At 69.0% G+C, this 17,715-nt stretch carries 12 protein-coding genes; 5 read left to right on the top strand and 7 right to left on the bottom strand.

Annotated features, from left to right (window positions below; all coding sequences use genetic code 11):
* Positions 1-22 precede the first annotated feature (22 nt).
* Positions 23-1,084, top strand: coding sequence for an SDR family NAD(P)-dependent oxidoreductase (locus tag C5E07_RS12460; protein ID WP_104299671.1), 1,062 nt, complete (start codon positions 23-25; stop codon positions 1,082-1,084).
* 376 nt (positions 1,085-1,460) lie between these two features.
* Here C5E07_RS12460 and C5E07_RS12465 read toward each other — a convergent pair whose 3' ends face one another.
* Together C5E07_RS12465 and C5E07_RS12470 are read right to left on the bottom strand one after the other, a co-directional pair.
* The gene (locus C5E07_RS12465) at positions 1,461-3,533 is read right to left on the bottom strand and encodes an ABC transporter ATP-binding protein (RefSeq protein ID WP_104299672.1); all 2,073 of its coding nucleotides are present in this window, start codon (positions 3,531-3,533) and stop codon (positions 1,461-1,463) included.
* Complete coding sequence (locus C5E07_RS12470) at positions 3,530-5,263, bottom strand: ABC transporter ATP-binding protein (protein ID WP_104243025.1); 1,734 nt, start codon at positions 5,261-5,263, stop codon at positions 3,530-3,532. The genes C5E07_RS12465 and C5E07_RS12470 overlap by 4 nt, the downstream gene beginning before the upstream one ends.
* Before the next feature lie 383 nt (positions 5,264-5,646).
* On the opposite strand from C5E07_RS12470, the gene C5E07_RS12475 reads away from it, so the two are divergent.
* On the top strand, positions 5,647-7,431 hold the full coding sequence (locus C5E07_RS12475; protein ID WP_104299673.1) for a biotin carboxylase N-terminal domain-containing protein: 1,785 nt from the start codon (positions 5,647-5,649) through the stop codon (positions 7,429-7,431).
* 129 nt (positions 7,432-7,560) lie between these two features.
* Complete coding sequence (locus tag C5E07_RS12480) at positions 7,561-8,325, top strand: TSUP family transporter (RefSeq protein ID WP_104299868.1); 765 nt, start codon at positions 7,561-7,563, stop codon at positions 8,323-8,325.
* 218 nt (positions 8,326-8,543) lie between these two features.
* Here the strand turns inward: C5E07_RS12480 and C5E07_RS12485 are convergent, their stop codons facing one another.
* Positions 8,544-9,992, bottom strand: coding sequence for an NAD(P)H-quinone dehydrogenase (locus C5E07_RS12485; protein WP_104243028.1), 1,449 nt, complete (start codon positions 9,990-9,992; stop codon positions 8,544-8,546).
* Between the two features lie 129 nt (positions 9,993-10,121).
* On the opposite strand from C5E07_RS12485, the gene C5E07_RS12490 reads away from it, so the two are divergent.
* Both C5E07_RS12490 and C5E07_RS12495 read left to right on the top strand, forming a co-directional pair.
* Complete coding sequence (locus C5E07_RS12490; RefSeq protein ID WP_104243030.1) at positions 10,122-10,952, top strand: purine-nucleoside phosphorylase; 831 nt, start codon at positions 10,122-10,124, stop codon at positions 10,950-10,952.
* Entirely contained in the window at positions 10,952-12,673 is a 1,722-nt protein-coding gene (locus tag C5E07_RS12495; RefSeq protein ID WP_104299674.1) for a phospho-sugar mutase, read from the top strand. Before C5E07_RS12490 ends, C5E07_RS12495 begins: the two co-directional genes overlap by 1 nt.
* A gap of 990 nt (positions 12,674-13,663) precedes the next feature.
* Here the strand turns inward: C5E07_RS12495 and C5E07_RS12500 are convergent.
* The 4 genes from C5E07_RS12500 to C5E07_RS12515 form a co-directional block, all read right to left on the bottom strand.
* Entirely contained in the window at positions 13,664-14,191 is a 528-nt protein-coding gene (locus C5E07_RS12500) for a methylated-DNA--[protein]-cysteine S-methyltransferase (RefSeq protein WP_104299675.1), read from the bottom strand.
* The gene (locus C5E07_RS12505) at positions 14,188-15,807 is read right to left on the bottom strand and encodes a DNA-3-methyladenine glycosylase 2 family protein (protein ID WP_104299676.1); all 1,620 of its coding nucleotides are present in this window, start codon (positions 15,805-15,807) and stop codon (positions 14,188-14,190) included. Before C5E07_RS12505 ends, C5E07_RS12500 begins: the two co-directional genes overlap by 4 nt.
* A 146-nt stretch (positions 15,808-15,953) precedes the next feature.
* Complete coding sequence (locus C5E07_RS12510; protein WP_104243038.1) at positions 15,954-16,439, bottom strand: PTS sugar transporter subunit IIA; 486 nt, start codon at positions 16,437-16,439, stop codon at positions 15,954-15,956.
* On the bottom strand, positions 16,436-17,578 hold the full coding sequence (locus tag C5E07_RS12515) for an adenosine deaminase (protein WP_258063931.1): 1,143 nt from the start codon (positions 17,576-17,578) through the stop codon (positions 16,436-16,438). Before C5E07_RS12515 ends, C5E07_RS12510 begins: the two co-directional genes overlap by 4 nt.
* Between the last annotated feature and the right edge of the window lie 137 nt (positions 17,579-17,715).

Consider the following 17,715-nt stretch of genomic DNA (forward strand, 5'->3'; position numbering starts at 1 on the left):
CGAGCAGAAAGCTGGCACCACCATGACCTCGAGCGCACACCCCCTCACCGGCGACACCACGATCGGCGAATGGCTCACCGACCCGACGGGAGGCGTCGTCATCCGCGAGATCCTCGCCCAGGGCGGCCAGGACGCATCCTCCCTCACCCCCGTCGCGGGCCTCCCCCTGTCGCAGCTCGTCGAGCTGAGCCAGGGAAAGTTCCCCCAGGAGATGGTGGATGCGATGATCGCGCGAGCGAACAGCGGCGAGGTCACCCCAGCGCAGCCCGGCGAGTTCGGCCCCGCCGTCGACCACGACGCCCCTCGCGCGCCGCGGGCGGCGGCCTGGGTTGAAGCCACCACGGGCGGCCGCTTCGACGGCAAGACCGTCATCGTCACGGGCGCCGGCTCCGGCATCGGCAAGGCGACCGCTTCGCGCATCGCGCGCGAAGGCGGGCGCGTCATCGCCGTCGACGTCTCCGCAGAGCGCCTCGCCGCGCTCGTCAGCGAGCACGACGGCGCCGACATCGTCACCCTCACCGCCGACATCACCGACGACACCGGTGTCGCTCGGATCCTCGAGGCGGCCGGCTCCCGCATCGACGGCCTCGCGAACATCGCCGGCATCATGGACAACATGACACCGGTCGGCGAGGTCAGCGATGAGGTCTGGAACCGCGTCTTCGCCGTCAACGTGACCGGCACGATGAAGCTCATGCGCGCCGTCGTGCCCGCGATGCTCGCCGTCGGCACGGGCGCGATCGTCAACGTCGCCTCCGAGGCCGCACTCCGCGGGTCGGCCGCAGGCGCCGCCTACACCGCGTCGAAGCACGCCGTCGCCGGGCTCACCAAGTCGAGTGCGTTCATGTACGGCCCGAGTGGACTCCGCATCAACGCCGTCGCCCCGGGACCCGTCGCCACCAACATCGAGGCCCGCTTCGACTCCGAGCTCGGCGGGCAGCGCGTCCGTCAGGCGATGGCGCTGCTGCCGACGCCGACCACGGGAACCGCGCTCGCCGCCTCCATCACGTTCCTGCTCAGCGACGACGGCGTCAACATCAACGGCGTCATCCTCCCCTCCGACGGAGGCTGGTCCGCCGCGTAGGCTTCCCCCATGAGCAAACCCGTCACGCGCACACGCAAGTTCTTCTGGATCGGCCTCGTCGTGATCGCGTTGATCTTCATCGGCTCCGGCGTCTACGAGATGCTCGCATAGGGTCCGCGCCGGTTCCGGCCCTCACCCGGGCCTTGGCCACCCTCGTCAGCCCCACCACCCTGCCGACCCCTCTGTGTTCTCCGGATGGCTTCCTCGCTTCCGGATGGGAAAGAACCCATCCGGAAGCGAGGAAGCCACCTCGAGACCGCGCGCGGCCGGCGCGCGATTGCTCGGGACACAACGGAAACGGCCGGGCGCCTCCGCACAGCAGCGGATGCACCCGGCCGAGCCGGATCACGAGATGCGCCCGATCAGGGGCCCGGACCTAGGACGTGAGCTGACTCTGCTCGGCATCCAGGTCGCTGACGGCCTGCTCGAACTGCGAGTTGTAGAGCCTCGCGTACGCGCCGCCCTGCTTCACGAGCTCATCGTGCGTCCCCTGCTCGACGATGGAGCCGTGCTCCATGACGAGGATCAGGTCGGCGTCGCGGATCGTCGAGAGACGGTGCGCGATGACGAAGCTCGTGCGGCCCTGGCGAAGCGCCGCCATCGCCTGCTGCAGGAGCAGCTCCGTGCGCGTGTCGACCGAGCTCGTGGCCTCATCCAGGATGAGGACCTGCGGGTCGGAGACGAAGGCGCGCGCGATGGTGATGAGCTGGCGCTCGCCGGCGGAGACGTTCGACGCGTCCTCGTCGAGCACCGTGTCGTACCCCTCAGGCAGTGAGTGCACGAAGCGGTCGACGTAGCAGGCGGTCGCAGCGGCGAGCACCTCCTCGTCGGTCGCGTCCTGACGCCCGTAGCGGATGTTCTCGCGGATGGACCCCGCGAACAGCCACGGATCCTGCAGCACCATGCCGGTTCGACTGCGGACGTCCTCGCGCCTGAGCTCGGCGATGTCCTGCCCGTCGAGCAGGATGCGCCCGCCGTCGAGCTCGTAGAAGCGCATGATGAGGTTCACGAGGGTCGACTTGCCGGCACCGGTCGGCCCGACGATCGCGACCGTCTGGCCTGGCTCGACCGAGAAGTTGAGGTTCTCGATGAGCTTCTGCTCCGGCGTGTACGAGAAGGTGACGTCGTCGAAGACGATCTCGCCCGCACCGTTCGCCGGCTTGGGCGCGTCGCTCGCGTCGGGCTCCTGCTCGTCCTCGTCGAGCAGCTCGAACACGCGCTCGGCCGAGGCCGTACCCGACTGCAGCACGGCAGCCATCCCGCCGAGCTCGGCGAGCGGCTGCGTGAACTGCTGCGAGTACTGGATGAACGCCTGCACGTCGCCGAGGCGCAGGTTGCCGCCCGCGACCATGAGGCCACCGAGCACCGCGATGCCCACGTAGGACAGGTTTCCGATGAACATCATCGCCGGCATCATGACGCCCGCCCAGAACTGGGCCTTGAAGGCCGCCTGGAAGAGCTGCTCGTTGTCGACCTGGAACTGCTCGCGTGCATCCTTCTCGCGGCCGAACACGCGAACGAGGGCGTGACCGGAGAACGACTCCTCGACGCGCGCGTTGAGGCGTCCCGTCTTCTTCCACTGCTCGGCGAAGTTCCGCTGCGACTTCGGTCCGATGACGCCGAAGATGACGCCCATGAGCGGCAGGGTGACGAGCGCGACGAGCGCGAGCTGCCAGGAGATGGAGAACATCATGACGAGCACTCCGACGACCGTCAGAACGCTCGTGACGACCTGCGACAGCGACTGCTGCATCGTCTGCGTGATGTTGTCGATATCGTTCGTGACGCGGCTCAGCAGCTCGCCGCGCTGCACGCGGTCGAAGTAGCTCAACGGCAGCGCGTTGATCTTGCGCTCGACGTCCTCGCGCAGCTTGTACATCGCCTTCATCATGATGATATTGATGACGTACCCCTGCAGCCACATGAGCAGCGCCGAGAACACGTAGAGCGCGAGCACCGACAGGAGCACCATGCCGAGGCGCTCGAAGTCGACTCCCTCGCCAGGCGTGATGTCCATGGCGGCGACCATGTCGGCGAACTGCGTCTGGCCGGAGTCGCGGAGCCCCGCGACGACCTGGTCCTTGGAGGCGCCCGCCGGCAGCTGGCTGGAGACGACGCCCTCGAAGATGAGGTTGGTCGCCTGCCCGAGCACTCGTGGCGCGATGACGGAGAGCACGACGCCGACGGCGCCGAGGAACGACACGATGATGAGCGCGGCGCGGTAGGGCCGGAGCCTGCCGAGCAGCCTGCCGAAGCTCTGCCCGAAGTTCTTCGCCTTGCCGGGAGCGACGCTGTCCCAGTCGCCGGACGACTGCCTCGCCTGCTCGGCGAGCTCCAGCTCGAGCTGCTCCTCCTCGGTCAGGACCTTCTCGACGACCTCCTTCGGCCTGCGCTTGCCCCGACGGGCGCCCTTGGCGTCCTGGTTCTGGTCGTCTGCGTCACGGCTCATGACTGCGCCTCCACTGCGAGCTGGGAATCCACGATCTCCTTGTACGTCGTGCAGCTCTCGAGCAGCTCGTCGTGCGTTCCGAGGCCGACCATGCGGCCGTCGTCGAGGACGACGATGCGGTCGGCGTCGACGATCGTCGAGATGCGCTGCGCGACCACGATCTTGGTCACGCCGGGCAGCTGCTCCCACAGCGCCCGCCGCAGCCTGGCGTCGGTCGTGAGATCGAGCGCGGAGAAGGAGTCGTCGAAGACGAACACCTGCGGTTCGTGCACGATCGCGCGCGCGATCGCGAGCCGCTGGCGCTGCCCGCCGGAGACGTTCGTGCCGCCCTGCGCGATGCGCGCTTCAAGCTGCTTGTCCTTCTCCTGCACGAAGGCCGTGGCCTGCGCGATCTCGAGGGCCTTCCAGAGGTCGTCGTCGGTCGCGGCCTCACGGCCGTAGCGCAGGTTCGAGGCGATCGTTCCGGTGAAGAGGAACGGACGCTGCGGGACCAGGCCGATGCCGTCCCACAGCAGCTCGGCGTCGGCCTCGCGGACGTCGACGCCGTTGACGCGCACGGAACCGCCCGTCGCGTCGAAGAGACGAGGGATGAGCGAGACGAGCGTCGTCTTGCCCGCTCCCGTGGAGCCGACGACGGCGACCGTCTCACCGGGGGCGGCGCGGAAGGAGATGCCCGTGAGCACCGGCTCCTCTGCACCCGGGTACGTGAACTCGACGTCGTCGAACTCGATGACGCCCGGCTCCGGGAAGTCAGAGACGGGGTCGGCCGGCATGATGAGCGTCGACTCGGTGTCGAGCACCTCGGAGATGCGGTCGGCGCTGACGGCCGCGCGCGGGATCATGATCGTCATGAAGCTCGCCATGAGCACGCCCATCAGGATCTGCATGACGTAGGCCATGAACGCGAAGAGCGTCCCGATCTCGACCGTGCCCTGGTCGACCTGGATTCCGCCGAACCAGATGACGCCGACGACGGTGATGTTCAGCACGAGCATCGCGAGCGGGAAGAGCGTGACGAAGAGATCGCCGACTCGCTTGCCGAGGAGGAAGAGGTCGTTGTTCGCGACCTCGAACCGCTGCTCCTCGATCGGCTCGCGCACGAACGCGCGCACGACGCGCACACCGGTGAGCTGCTCGCGCAGGATCCGGTTGATGTTGTCGAGCTTCACCTGGAACTGGCGGAACAGCGGCACCATCCGGCTGATGATGATGCCGACCAGCAGGAGCAGCACGGGGGCCGCGACGCCGATGATCCAGGAGAGGCCCACATCCTGCTGCAGGGCCATGATGATGCCGCCGATCGCGAGCATGGGAGCCGAGACGAGCATGGTGGAGCCCATCATGGCGAGCATCTGCACCTGCTGCACGTCGTTCGTGTTGCGCGTGATGAGCGAGCCCGCCCCGAAGCGCGAGACCTCGCGCTCGGAGAAGCCGCTCACTCGCGCGAAGACGTCGGCGCGGATGTCACGGCCGAGCGCCATGGCGGCGCGCGCGGCGAAGACGGTCGCGATGATCGAGCACGTGATCTGCCCGAGCGAGATCGCGAGCATGACGGCGCCCGTCGACCAGATGTAGTCGGTGTCGGCGTTGGCGACGCCCTTGTCGATGATGTCGGCGTTGAGTCGCGGCAGGTACAGCGACGCGAGCGCTTGAAGGAATTGGAAGACCAGCACGCCCGCGAGGAGCGGCCAGTACTTCCTGAGATAGCGGGCGAGGAGCTTACCGAGCATCGATTCTCCGGAACGACGAGGCGTCTCGCATTGCGCATCCGCTAGCGTGGTGGATGCGCGTCGCTGGGGACGCGGAGTGGACGGCAATTCGGCGGGCCCGGACTGGACCTGGCACACCGGACCATTGCTGGTCGTGCAGTCATTGCTGACCGACTGGCAGGACGAACTGAGCGAAAGCTCAGCCCTGTAGCTAAACACGACGTAATACATGACGCAACACCCTTCCCACTCCGTGGGAATGTGCAACGCGGCCAATGTCGCCCAACTGCCACACGCTCGGCGTGGTGAGAACCTCCAACCGAGCGCATCTGACAACCTTCTCCCGATAAGTTTGTCGAATCGAGCCAAATCCGGCCGCACCGACCTCAATAGGCTTAGGAACCATGTCGCGAATCTCGAAGCTCCTCATCGCCAACCGTGGCGAAATCGCCGTACGCATCGCACGAGCGGCTCGAGACGCGGGTATCACCTCCGTCGCCGTGTACGCAGACCAGGACCGTGACGCACCCCACGTCCGCCTCGCCGATGAGGCGTACGCGCTGCGAGGCGCCACGAGCGCCGAGACGTACCTCGTGATCGACAAGCTGCTCTCCATCGCCCGCCGCTCCGGCGCCGACGCCGTGCACCCGGGATACGGCTTCCTCGCCGAGAACGCCGAGTTCGCACGCGCCGTCATCCGCCAGGGACTCACCTGGATCGGCCCGTCCCCCGAGGCCATCGAGGCGCTCGGCGACAAGGTCACGGCGCGCCACGTCGCCGAGAAGGTCGGCGCACCGCTGGCCCCGGGCACGCTCAACCCCGTCGAAGGCCCGAGCGAGGTCCTCGACTTCATCGACATCCACGGACTGCCGGTCGCCATCAAGGCCGCGTTCGGCGGCGGCGGGCGCGGGCTCAAGGTCGCACGCGAGCGCGAAGAGGTCGCCGAGCTGTTCGAGTCCGCAACCCGCGAGGCCATCACCGCGTTCGGACGCGGCGAGTGCTTCGTCGAGAAGTACCTCGACAAGCCCCGCCACGTCGAAACGCAGTGCCTCGCCGACTCCCACGGCAACGTCGTCGTCGTCTCCACGCGCGACTGCTCGCTGCAGCGACGCCACCAGAAGCTCGTCGAGGAGGCGCCAGCGCCCTTCATCACCGCCGAGCAGGAAGCCGAGATGCGTCGCGCATCCAAGGCGATCCTCAAGGAGGTCGGCTACGTCGGCGCTGGAACCTGCGAGTTCCTGCTCGCCGCCGACGGCACGGTCGCGTTCCTCGAGGTCAACACGCGCCTCCAGGTCGAGCACCCGGTCTCCGAGGAGGTCACCGGCATCGACCTCGTCCGCGAGCAGTTCCGCATCGCCCAGGGTGAAGCGCTCGGCTACGACGACCCGACGGTCACCGGCCACTCGTTCGAGTTCCGCATCAACGGCGAGGACCCGGGCCGCGGATTCTTCCCAGCCCCTGGCACCGTCACGACCTTCCGCGTTCCTGGAGGCCCCGGCGTGCGCGTCGACTCCGGCGTCCGCGAGGGCGACGTCGTCTCCGGCGCCTTCGACTCACTGCTCGCGAAGCTCATCGTCACGGGCGCCACGCGCGAGGAGGCGCTCGAGCGCTCCCGCCGCGCCCTCGAGGACTTCGAGCTGAACGGCATGCCGACCGTCCTGCCCTTCCATCGCTCCGTCGTCCGCGACCCCGCCTTCACCGCCGAGAACGGCGAGTTCGGGGTCTACACGAGCTGGATCGAGACCGAATACAGCAACACGATCGAGCCGTGGGGTGGCGAGGCCGGCGATGTCAACGAGCCGATCGCGCGCCGCAACGTGGTCGTCGAGGTCAACGACAAGCGCCTCGAGGTGTCCCTCCCCGAGCGCCTGCTCGCCGCCACCGGTGTCGGCCACGGCGGTGCGGGTCGGACCATGGCGGGACACGCCCCGAAGCGTCGCTCCCACACCAACGTCGAGACCCACTCGAGCGGTGACGTCGTCGCCCCCATGCAGGCGACGATCGTGAAGTTCGCCGTCGAGGAGGGGCAGAAGGTCGTCAAGGGCGACCTCCTCGTCGTCCTCGAGGCCATGAAGATGGAGCAGCCCATCCAGGCTCCCCGCGACGGCATCGTCGCATCCATCTCCGGTGCCGCCGGCGAGACGGTCTCGAGCGGCACGAAGCTGCTCGAACTCGCCGACGCCGAGTAGCCTCGGTAGGTGATCGACGCCTCCCTCCTGACCTCCACGCTGCTCTCGTCGCCCCTCGACGCCGCGCTCACGACGAACGACGCGAGCTGGCTCGAGTCGTTCACGGGGCTCGAGGGATTCAACGGCTGGCTGCTCGCGCTCGTCATCGCGGGCGGCTTCGCGGCCGGCTGGGTTGACGCGGTCGTCGGCGGCGGCGGACTCATCCAGCTCACGATGCTCCTCACGCTGCCCGGCGTCACCCCCGTGCAAGCACTCGCGACCAACAAGTTCGGCAGCATCGCCGGCACCGCGACCAGCTCCATCACCTACTTCCGACGCGTCAAACCCGACCTGCGCACCGCGCTGCCCATGGCCGCCATCGCGCTCTTCGGCGCCTACGGCGGCGCGATCCTCGCCTCCAGCATCCCCGCCGCAGCCTTCAAGCCCATCATCGCCATCGCGATCCTCGGCATCGGCATCTTCACCGCCTTCAAACCGAGCGTCGGGCAGCTCGACAAACTCAAGTACGAGGGACGCAAGCACCACGTCATCGCGGGCCTCATCGGCTTCGCGATCGGCGTCTACGACGGCCTCCTCGGGCCAGGGACCGGGTCCTTCCTCGTCATCGCCCTCGTGTCCCTGCTCGGCTACTCGTTCCTGCAGGCCAGCGCGAAAGCCAAGATCGTGAACCTCGGCACCAACCTCGGCGCGCTCCTCTTCTTCGCCCCACAGGGCTACGTGCCCTGGGGGCTCGGTGCCGTGCTCGCCGTCGCCAACGTCGCCGGCGGCTACCTCGGCGCCCGCACCGCCATCCGCGGCGGGAGCAAGCTCATCCGCTGGGTCTTCCTCATCGTCGTCAGCGTGCTCTTCATCAAGCTCGCCATCGACATCTGGAACGAGTACGTCGCGAGCTGACCGCTCTCACGGCGCGGAACGCCGCCAGGCGCCGTTCCAGCACCGAGAAAGCCGAGCTAGGGAGTGTCTGACAGTGGATCGCCGCAGCGAGCGCAGCCTGGTCGTGTGAGCTGCAAGGCGGAGAACGAAGCCCAATGCGGAGCATTGCGCGAGTTCTCCAACGCAGCAGATCGCGCGACCAGGACGAGCGGAGTCGGCGAGGCATTGTCAGACACGAGCTAGGCCTTCGTCTGCTCCTCGTACGGCATGTGCATGGCACGGGCGGCATCCGAGATGCTGCTCGCGAGCGACGGGTAGACCGCCCAGGCACGCGCGACCTGGTCGACCGTGAGGCGCTGTTCGATGGCGATCGACAGCGGCAGCACGAGCTCCGAGGCACGAGGTGCGACGATCACGCCGCCGATGACGGTGCCCAGGTCGTTGCCGGCGATGAGCTTCACGAAGCCGTCGCGCACGCCCTGCATCTTGGCACGCGGGTTCTCGCCGAGCGGCAGCTTGTAGACGCGACCCTCGCGGGTGCCGTCCTCGATGGAACGCTGCTGCCAGCCGACCGTCGCGATCTCCGGGTACGTGAAGATGTTCGAGGCGACATTGCGCAGGTTGATGGGCCGCACCTCGTCGCCGAGCGCGTGGAACACCGCCGTGCGCCCCTGCGTGGAGGCGACGGATGCGAGCGGGAAGAACTCCGTGCAGTCGCCGGCCGCGTAGATGTTCGGCACCGAGGTGCGCGCGACGCGGTTGACGCGGATGTGCCCGGACGGCGAGACCTCGACACCGGCCTCCTCGAGCCCGATGCCGGAGGTGTTCGGGATCGAGCCGACCGCGATGAGGCAGTGCGAGCCACGCACCTCGCGCCCGTCGTCGAGCGTCGCCACGACCTCGTTGCCGTCGCGGACCACGGTCGCCGCACGGGACTTCGACAGCACGGTCATGCCGCCGCGCTTGAACACATCCTCGATGACATCCGCCGCGTCCGCGTCCTCGTTCGGGAGCACGCGGTCGCGGCTCGAGACGAGCGTGACCTTCGAGCCGAGCGCCGAGTAGGCCGACGCGAACTCGGCCCCGGTCACGCCAGAGCCGACGACGATGAGGTGGCTCGGCATCTCCTTGAGGTTGTAGAGCTGGGTCCAGGTGAGGATGCGCTCCCCGTCGGGCTTGCACGAGTCGAGCGTGCGAGGACGAGCACCGACCGAGATCACCGCCGAGTCGAACTCGATGCGGTCGAAGTCCTGCCCACCCGAGCCGGTGCCGACCGTGACGGCCGAGTTGCCGTCGAGCTTGCCCTCGCCCTGGATGACGTTGACCCCGGCAGCCTCGAGCGTGCGCTGCATGTCGTCCGACTGGTTCTGCGCGAGGCGCAGCAGCCGCTTGTTCAGCTTCGAGAGATTCACCGCGACCTCGGGCTTCAGCGGCTTCCCCGTGTCGCCTTTCGCGAAGAACTGCACGCCGAGCTCGCCGGACTCGCGGATCGCCGTCGCCGCCTCTGCGCTGGCGATGAGGGTCTTGGAGGGAACCACGTCGGTGAGGACGGCGGAGCCGCCGACGCCGACGCGTTCGATGAGGGTGACTTCTGCGCCGAGGCGGGCGGCCGAGAGCGCGGCTTCGTACCCGCCTGGCCCCCCGCCGACGACGACGATGCGGTGCTTGCGATCAAAGGGCGTGGCCATACCCGCTATTGTCCTCCTCCCGCATGAACCCGCCAAACCGGAGAGGTTTCCGCGCCGTTCCGAGACGGGGCGGGACATCATCCGCCTGTGCTCCACGCAGGTCCCGCCCCGGTCGCTACGCTGGGGTGCATGTCAACGCACGAGTCAGAGTCGATCGACGATCCAGCCACCTCACCCTTCGAGTTCGCGCAGGCAGCTGCCGCGGTCATCGCCGAGAAGACGGGTGTCGAACGCCACGACATCGCGCTCACGCTCGGCAGCGGATGGGGGCAGACGGCCGAGCTGCTCGGCGAGACGATCGCGACCATCCCAGCCGACGAGGTGCCCGGATTCGCGAAGTCCGACATCCCAGGCCACTCCGGGACGCTGCGCTCGATTCGCCTCGCGAACGGCAAGCACGCACTGGTCATCGCAGCGCGCACGCACTACTACGAGGGCAAGGGCGTGCGCCGCGTCGTGCACTCCGTGCGCACCGCCGCGGCGGCCGGCGCCTCGGTCATGATCCTCACCAACGGCGCTGGCGGCGTGCGCCCCGAGTGGGGCCCTGGCACGCCCGTGCTGATCTCGGACCACATCAACCTCACGGCCGACTCGCCCCTCGAGGGAGCGACCTTCATCGACCTCACCGACCTGTACTCGGCACGCCTGCGCGAGCTCGCGCTGACAGTGCGCGACCTCGACGAAGGCGTGTACGTCCAGTTCCGCGGCCCGCACTACGAGACCCCCGCCGAGGTCAGGATGGCGCGCACGATCGGCGGCGACATCGTCGGCATGTCGACGGCGCTCGAAGCCATCGCGGCTCGCGAGGCCGGCATGGAGGTGCTCGGCATGTCACTCATCACGAACCCGGCGGCCGGCGTCTCGCCCAACCCGCTGAGCCACGCGGAGGTCCTCGAGGCAGGCAAGGCGGCGGAAGCCGATCTCGCCGAGCTGCTCTCCCAGATCGTGGTCAAGCTCTGATGAGCGGCATCGCACGGTCACTGCAGGTCGCGCTCCGGCACAACGCGATGTCCTGGCTCGAGCAGGACCCCGACGAGGTGACGCGCGCCGAGCTGCAGCAGCTGCTCGACGCCGCCGGCGACGTGTCGCCCGAGCTCGCCATCATCGAAGACGCTGACACCAGCGAGCGCGCCGCGGCCTGGCGCGAGCTGCAGGACCGCTTCTGCGCCCGCCTCGCGTTCGGAACCGCCGGCCTCCGCGGCCGCCTCGGCGCTGGCCCGAACCGCATGAACCGGGTCCTCGTCGCCCAAGCCGCTCGAGGCTTCGCCGACTTCCTGCTCGCGCGAGAGGAGTCCCCGTCGATCGTCATCGGCTACGACGCCCGCAACAACTCGCAGCGCTTCGCGCAGGACACTGCGGAGATCATGCAGGCCGCGGGCGTCGCCGCCACGATCCTGCCGAGGCAGCTCCCGACGCCCGTGCTCGCCTTCGCCGTCCGCCGACTCGGCGCATCCGCTGGCGTCATGGTCACCGCCTCGCACAACCCGAAGTGGGACAACGGCTACAAGGTGTACCTCGGCGGGGCCGACGACGGCTCGCAGATCGTCGCGCCCGTCGATGCCGAGATCGCCGAGGCGATCGGCAAGGTCGCGGCCGGCCGGAAGGTGCCGGAGCTCCCGCGATCCGCGGCGTACGCGACGGCCGACGAGTCCATCGTCACCGACTATGTGTCCGCGACCGCGGCCCTCCTGCGCGGAACGCCGAGCGACGTGCGCTTCGTCTACACGCCCCTGCACGGTGTCGGCTGGGAGACGTTCCGCGCTGTCGTCGCAGAGCTCGGCATCGCCGAGCCGGTCGTCGTCGCGCAGCAGGTCGAGCCGGACGGCGCGTTCCCGACGCTCGATTTCCCGAACCCCGAGGAGCCGGGCGCACTCGACCTCGCCTACGAGACGGCGGATGCTGCGGGAATCGACCTCGTCATCGCGCACGATCCCGACGCCGACCGACTCGCCGTCGCCGTCAAGGGCGCGTCCGGCTGGCGGCGCTTCGGCGGCAACGACATCGGGAAGATCCTCGGCTGGCGCGCCGCAGAGCAGGCGAAGGCCGACGGCGTGCACGGCACGCTCGCGACCTCCGTCGTCTCCGCCCCAGCCCTCGGGCGCATCGCCCACGAGTACGGGCTCGACTACGCCGAGACGCCCACGGGATTCAAGTGGATCTCCCGCGCCCCGAACATCCTCTACGGCTACGAGGAGGCTCTCGGCTACCTCGTCAACCCGGAGACGGTGCACGACAAGGACGGCATCTCCGCGTCGGTCGCGATCCTCGAGCTCATCATGGGGCTCCAGGCCGAGGGGCGCACGCTCATCGACCACGACGACGCCTTCGCCGAGCGCTTCGGCACGTTCGTGTCGACGCAGGTCTCGGTGCGCTTCGACGACATCGCCCAGATCCCCCGCGTAATGGCGGTCCTGCGCGGCCACACGCCCACCGAGGTCGGCGGCGTCGCAGTGCTCGAGACCGGCGACCTGTCCGGCGACGAGGTGCCCATCGACCTGCTGCGCTACCAGCTCGCCGACGGCACACGCGTCATGGTTCGGCCCTCGGGCACGGAGCCGAAGATCAAGGTGTACGTCGACGCATCCAGCGAGGACGGCACACCAGCCGAGCGCGCGGCAGAAGCCGAGGCGAAGGCAGCCAGGGCCGGCGAGGCCCTGCGGGTCACCCTCACCACCGCGTAGCCGAAGGACTCCACACGAGAGCCTCTCCTGACGGACCAGGGTCCGCTCAGGGGAGGCTCTCGTCGCAGCACCACGTTCCGCGCTGGCTTCGCGCTGCACCCCGGCTTCGCGATCTGCCAAGGTTTCGGGATGGCTTTCACGCCTCGCGATGGCTTGCAACCCATCCGCAAGCGCCGAACCCATCCCGAGACAGACGAGCGGCAGACGTTCCTGTCTCGGGATGACTTCCTCGCCCGCTTCGCGATCACCCCGGCCACGCGATCCACGCCCGCTTCAGGATCCACCCCGACTTCGGGATGGCTTGCACGCCTCGCGCTGGCTTGCAACCCATCCGCAAACGCCAAACCCACCCCGAAACAGACGAGCGGCAGACGTTCCTGTCTCGGGATGGCTTCCTCGCCCGCTTCGCGATCACCCCGGCCTCGCGATCCACGCCCGCTTCGCGATCACCCCGGCCTCGCGATCCACGCCCGCTTCAGGATCCACCCCCGACCTCGGGATGGCTTGCACGCCTCGCGATGGCTTGCAAGCCATCCGCAAGCGCCAAACCCACCCCGAAACAGACGAGTGGCAGACGTTCCTGTCTCGGGATGGCTTCCTCGCCCGCTTCGCGATCACCCCGGTCTCGCGATCCACGCCCGCTTCGCGATCACCCCGGCCACGCAATCCACGCCCGCTTCAGGATCCACCCCCGGCTTCGGGATGGCTTGCACGCCTCGCGATGGCTTGCAAGCCATCCGCAAGCGCCAAACCCATCGCGAAACAGACGAGCGGCAGACGTTCCTGTCGCGGGATGGCTTCCTCGCCCGCTTCGCGATCACCCCGGCCACGCGATCCGCGCCCGCTTCGCGATCCACCCCGGCCACGCGATCCACGCCCGCTTCGCGATGCACCAAGGTTTCGGGATGGCATGCACGCCTCGCGATGGCTTGCAAGCCATCCGCAAGCGCCAAACCCATCGCGAGACGGCAGACGAGGTCGCCCGGCGCGTCAGCCGGCGTGGGCGAGCTCGCGCTGCAGGAGGGAGCGCTTGACGTCGATACCCCACGCGAATCCGCCGAGCGTGCCGTCCGAGCGCAGTACCCGGTGGCAGGGCACGAAGAGCGCAGGCGCGTTGCTGGCGCAGATGCTCGCTGCCGCGCGCACGGCCGTCGGCCGGCCGAGAGCCGTCGCGAACTCCGTGTAGGTGAGCGGATGCCCTGCCTCGATGGCCCGCAGACCGAGCCACCCCTGCATCCGGAACGTCGCGCCGAACTGGGCGACGAGCACATCGTCGATGGCGCGGAGATCACCGTCGTAGTACGCACGCACGGCATCGGAGGCGGCAGTGCGACCCCGCGCGACGGCGTTCGGCCTGGCCTGCGCCGTGATGCGCTCCAGGACACGCTGCTCGTCGTCGCTCCAGCCGGAGGAGAGCACCGCCCCGTCACGGTCGCGGGCGATGATCGTGAACGGCCCGTCCGGGGTGTCGAGCGTCTCGATGACGGCCCGAGCTTCACTGCTGGTCTGCGTGCTCATGCTGGTGTCTCCGTGGTGGTGGGCGGTGTCTGCGCGGTGGCGCGGATCTTGGTGCCGGGTCGCGCCCTGGGTGGGACAGCTCCCCAGAGGTGGAGGGACAGGTAGCTTCGCCACGGCCTGAACTGCTCCGCGACGTCCGTGAGGGCTCTGGGCTCAGGTGGAAGGCCGAGCGCTCTGGCTCCGCTTCGCAGGGCGACGTCTCCCGTGAGCAGCACGTCTGGGTTGCCAAGCACCCGCATGCTCACGTAGCCGGCCGTCCAGTCGCCGATGCCCTTGAACGCCGTCAGCGCCTCGTGCTGCTCGGCGATGTCGTCACCCGGCGAGAGCCGCAGTCGGCCGTCCGCGATCGCCTCGGCGACGCGTGTGATGGTCGCCGACCGTGCCCTGGGGCCGGCGAAGGACTCCTCGCCGAGCTCCGCGATGGCGGCTGCGCTCGGGAAGAGGCGGTTCACGCCGAGCTCGGCCGCGTGTTCCTCGTTGTCGCCGTTCTGCTCGAGCGAGGCCCCCGCCCGCGCGGCGAGGCGACCAAGAGCCGTCCGTGCCGCCGAGACGGTGATCTGCTGACCGATGATCGCGCGAAACAGCATCTCGTCGGGGTCCACGGCGCCGGGCAGGCGGCGACCCGGGCGAAGGCGCACGCGCTCCGCGATCGCCGGATGCACGGAGAGCGCTCCGTCGACGGCCGCCGGGTCCGCATCCAGGTCGAACAGCCGGCGCACACGCGTGACGAGGGCCTGCAGGTCGCTGAGGTCGGTGAGGCGCGCGCGGAGTCGCAGCGACGCGGGCTGCGGGCCGCCAGCGTCCACGCCGAACCATGCGGGGCCTCCCGGGAGGAGGAGACTGCGCTCGTACCGATCGTCGGTCGCGACCTCGACCCCGTCGATGGCGCGCTCCCGAAGCCAGGTGAAGACGCCCGCGGCGTCGTACGGCTCCCGGTACGCGAGCGACAGCGTCAGCGGGGCGGCTCCGGTGCTGAGCGCCAGGCCAGTGCCGAAGCTCCCGAGGCCGCCGTCCGCAACTCGCGGCGCGGCCGCCGCGGCTCGTCCGCGTGATCGCTCGCGGACGAGGGTCGGCGTCAGCTGGAAGACCTCCTGCACGGTCTCGTTGAACGCTCTGACACTCGCGAAGCCGGCCGCGAAGGCCACCTCGGCGAAGGGCAGGTCCGTCGCGCCGAGCAGCGTCGCGGCCGTGCGTGCCCGCTGCGCACGTGCAAGCGCAAGCGGGCCCGCGCCCAGTTCGGCGGTGAGCACCCTCGCGAGGTGCCTGGACGAGTAGCCGAGTCGGGCAGCGAGGCCAGGGACCCCTTCACGCTCCACGACCCCGTCGGCGATAAGCCGCATGGCCCTGCCGGCGACGTCGCCGCGGAGGTTCCAGGCTGGGTCACCGGGTGCCGCATCCGGCAGGCAGCGCTTGCAGGCCCGGTACCCGGCCTCGTGGGCGGCGGCGCTCGTCGGGTAGAACGTGACGTTCTCCCGCTTGGGTGTGCGGGCGGGGCAGCTCGGTCTGCAGTAGATGCCGGTCGACCCGACGGCGGTGATGAACTGCCCGTCGAAGCGTCGATCCTTGGCGAGGATCGCGCGGTACCGCTCGTCGCCGGTGAGGGTGATGCTTGCCATGCGAAGAGTCTGGCAGGTTGACCCCGCCAGAGCTCGCGGAAATCGGACACGACGGTGGGGGTGTTCCCCCGCCCTGCGGCACTTTCTGCGCACCGAGCGGCGGCGCGCTCCTGCGCCGTGTCGTGCCGATGAGACGAGAAGCCCGGTCAGGCGATGAGCAGCCCCGCTGCGACGAGCCTCGGCTTGAGGAGCTCGACGAACTTCTCGGGCGTGGCTGCGGCGACGAGCTCGCCGAGGACAGCATCGTTGTCGAACGTCTTCGCCAGCGCGGCGATGAGCTTGAGGTGCTCCGACGCGCTGGTCGCCGTCATGCCGACGACGATGCGCACGGGGTCGTAGCGAGCATGGCCGAAGCCGACGCCTTCCGGGTAGGTGATGACGGCCAGGCCGTTCTCGATGGTCTCCTCACCGGGACGCGCGTGCACGAGCGCGACGCCCGGACCGACGACGACATACGGCCCGAAACGTTCGATGACGCGGACCATGTTGCTGGTGTAGCCGCGCTTCGCGTAGCCGCGCTCTGCGAGCAGCTCGCCCATCTGACCGACGGCCTGCCGCCAGTCGAGCGCCTGCTCGGCGAGGCGCACGCTGCTTGCGTCGAACTGAAGCTCAGGTGTGGCCTGCGCGTTCATGCTCCTGCCTCGTCGAACCCTTCGCTCACGATCTCAGCCAGCTCTTCCCGGTCTTCGATCGGCAGGAACGCGCCCTCGGCGGCGTTCAGCTGGAACGTCTCCAGGTCGGCGAGGTCGTAGTCGAAGGCGTCGGCGAGCAGCGTCAGCTCTCGGGAAATGCTGGTCGCGCTCATGAGGCGGTTGTCGGTGTTGACGGTCACCGTGAAGCCGAGCTGGTAGAGCAGATCGAAGGGATGGTCTTCGATGCTCTCTCCCCAGGCGGCGATGGCGCCGGTCTGCAGGTTCGAGGATGGGCTGAGCTCGAGCGGGATGCGGCGGTCGCGCACCCACTGGGCCAGCCGGCCGAGCGACACGTAGGTGCCGTCGTCGTCTTCGCCCTCGAGGTCGATGTCTTCTGCGATGCGCACGCCGTGGCCGAGGCGCAGCGCGTGGGCGTCGAAGAGGGCGCTCTCGATGGAGTCGAGGCCTGCGGCTTCCCCGGCGTGGACCGTGGCGGGGAACCGTTCCGACATGAGGTAGTCGAAGGCTTCCTGGAGGTTCGTGGGCGGGAACCCGTCTTCCGGGCCGGCGATGTCGAAGCCGACGACGCCAGCCTCGCGGTGGCGCACGGCGAGCTTCGCGATCTCGAGTCCGTTGCCAGCGTGGCGCATGGCGCTCACGAGCTGGCCGACGCGGATGCGCTTGCCGTGGGATCGGACGTCGTCGATGCCCTCGTTGATGCCGGCCTGGACCGCGTTCACGGCGTCGTCGAGGCTCAGGCCACGCTTGAGGTGCTGCTCTGGCGCCCAGCGGACTTCGCCGTAGACGACCCCGTCGGCACCGAGGTCGTTGACGAAGTCGCGAGCGACGCGCCGCAGACCGTGTGTGGTCTGCATGACGGCCGTGGTGACGTCGAAGGTCTTGAGGTACTCGACGAGCGAGCCGGAGTCGGACTGGTCGGAGAACCAGTTCGACAGTTCGGGCGCGCTCGTCGCGGGAAGCTCCAGACCGATCTCGTCGGCGAGCTCGATGATGGTCTGCGCCCGCAGCCCACCGTCGAGGTGGTCATGCAGCGACACCTTCGGCAGCGCTCGGATGCTGGTGCCGTCTCGTAGCGTGAAATCGCCCTCGTCGTATGGCGCGGAGCTCTGCACAGACACGGTGTTCCCCTTCGAATGTGGCCGCGAACCAACAAGTGCGGCCGTCCAGAGCCCTGATTCTATCGGGCGGAGACAACCGGCGCGCGAGGCGGCGCGGCGGTGTGGAGAAGGTTTCCCTTCTCGACACCGCCTGCCTG

It is taken from the genome of Pseudoclavibacter sp. RFBJ3, from assembly GCF_002931375.1.
Classification (GTDB): domain Bacteria; phylum Actinomycetota; class Actinomycetes; order Actinomycetales; family Microbacteriaceae; genus Pseudoclavibacter.

Coding starts and splice junctions, on each gene's coding strand:
- C5E07_RS12460 (WP_104299671.1), top strand. CDS start 23: ATGACCTCGAGCGCACACCCCCTCACCGGCGACACCACGATCGGCGAA.
- C5E07_RS12465 (WP_104299672.1), bottom strand. CDS start 3,533: ATGAGCCGTGACGCAGACGACCAGAACCAGGACGCCAAGGGCGCCCGT.
- C5E07_RS12470 (WP_104243025.1), bottom strand. CDS start 5,263: ATGCTCGGTAAGCTCCTCGCCCGCTATCTCAGGAAGTACTGGCCGCTC.
- C5E07_RS12475 (WP_104299673.1), top strand. CDS start 5,647: ATGTCGCGAATCTCGAAGCTCCTCATCGCCAACCGTGGCGAAATCGCC.
- C5E07_RS12485 (WP_104243028.1), bottom strand. CDS start 9,992: ATGGCCACGCCCTTTGATCGCAAGCACCGCATCGTCGTCGTCGGCGGG.
- C5E07_RS12490 (WP_104243030.1), top strand. CDS start 10,122: ATGTCAACGCACGAGTCAGAGTCGATCGACGATCCAGCCACCTCACCC.
- C5E07_RS12495 (WP_104299674.1), top strand. CDS start 10,952: ATGAGCGGCATCGCACGGTCACTGCAGGTCGCGCTCCGGCACAACGCG.
- C5E07_RS12500 (WP_104299675.1), bottom strand. CDS start 14,191: ATGAGCACGCAGACCAGCAGTGAAGCTCGGGCCGTCATCGAGACGCTC.
- C5E07_RS12505 (WP_104299676.1), bottom strand. CDS start 15,807: ATGGCAAGCATCACCCTCACCGGCGACGAGCGGTACCGCGCGATCCTC.
- C5E07_RS12510 (WP_104243038.1), bottom strand. CDS start 16,439: ATGAACGCGCAGGCCACACCTGAGCTTCAGTTCGACGCAAGCAGCGTG.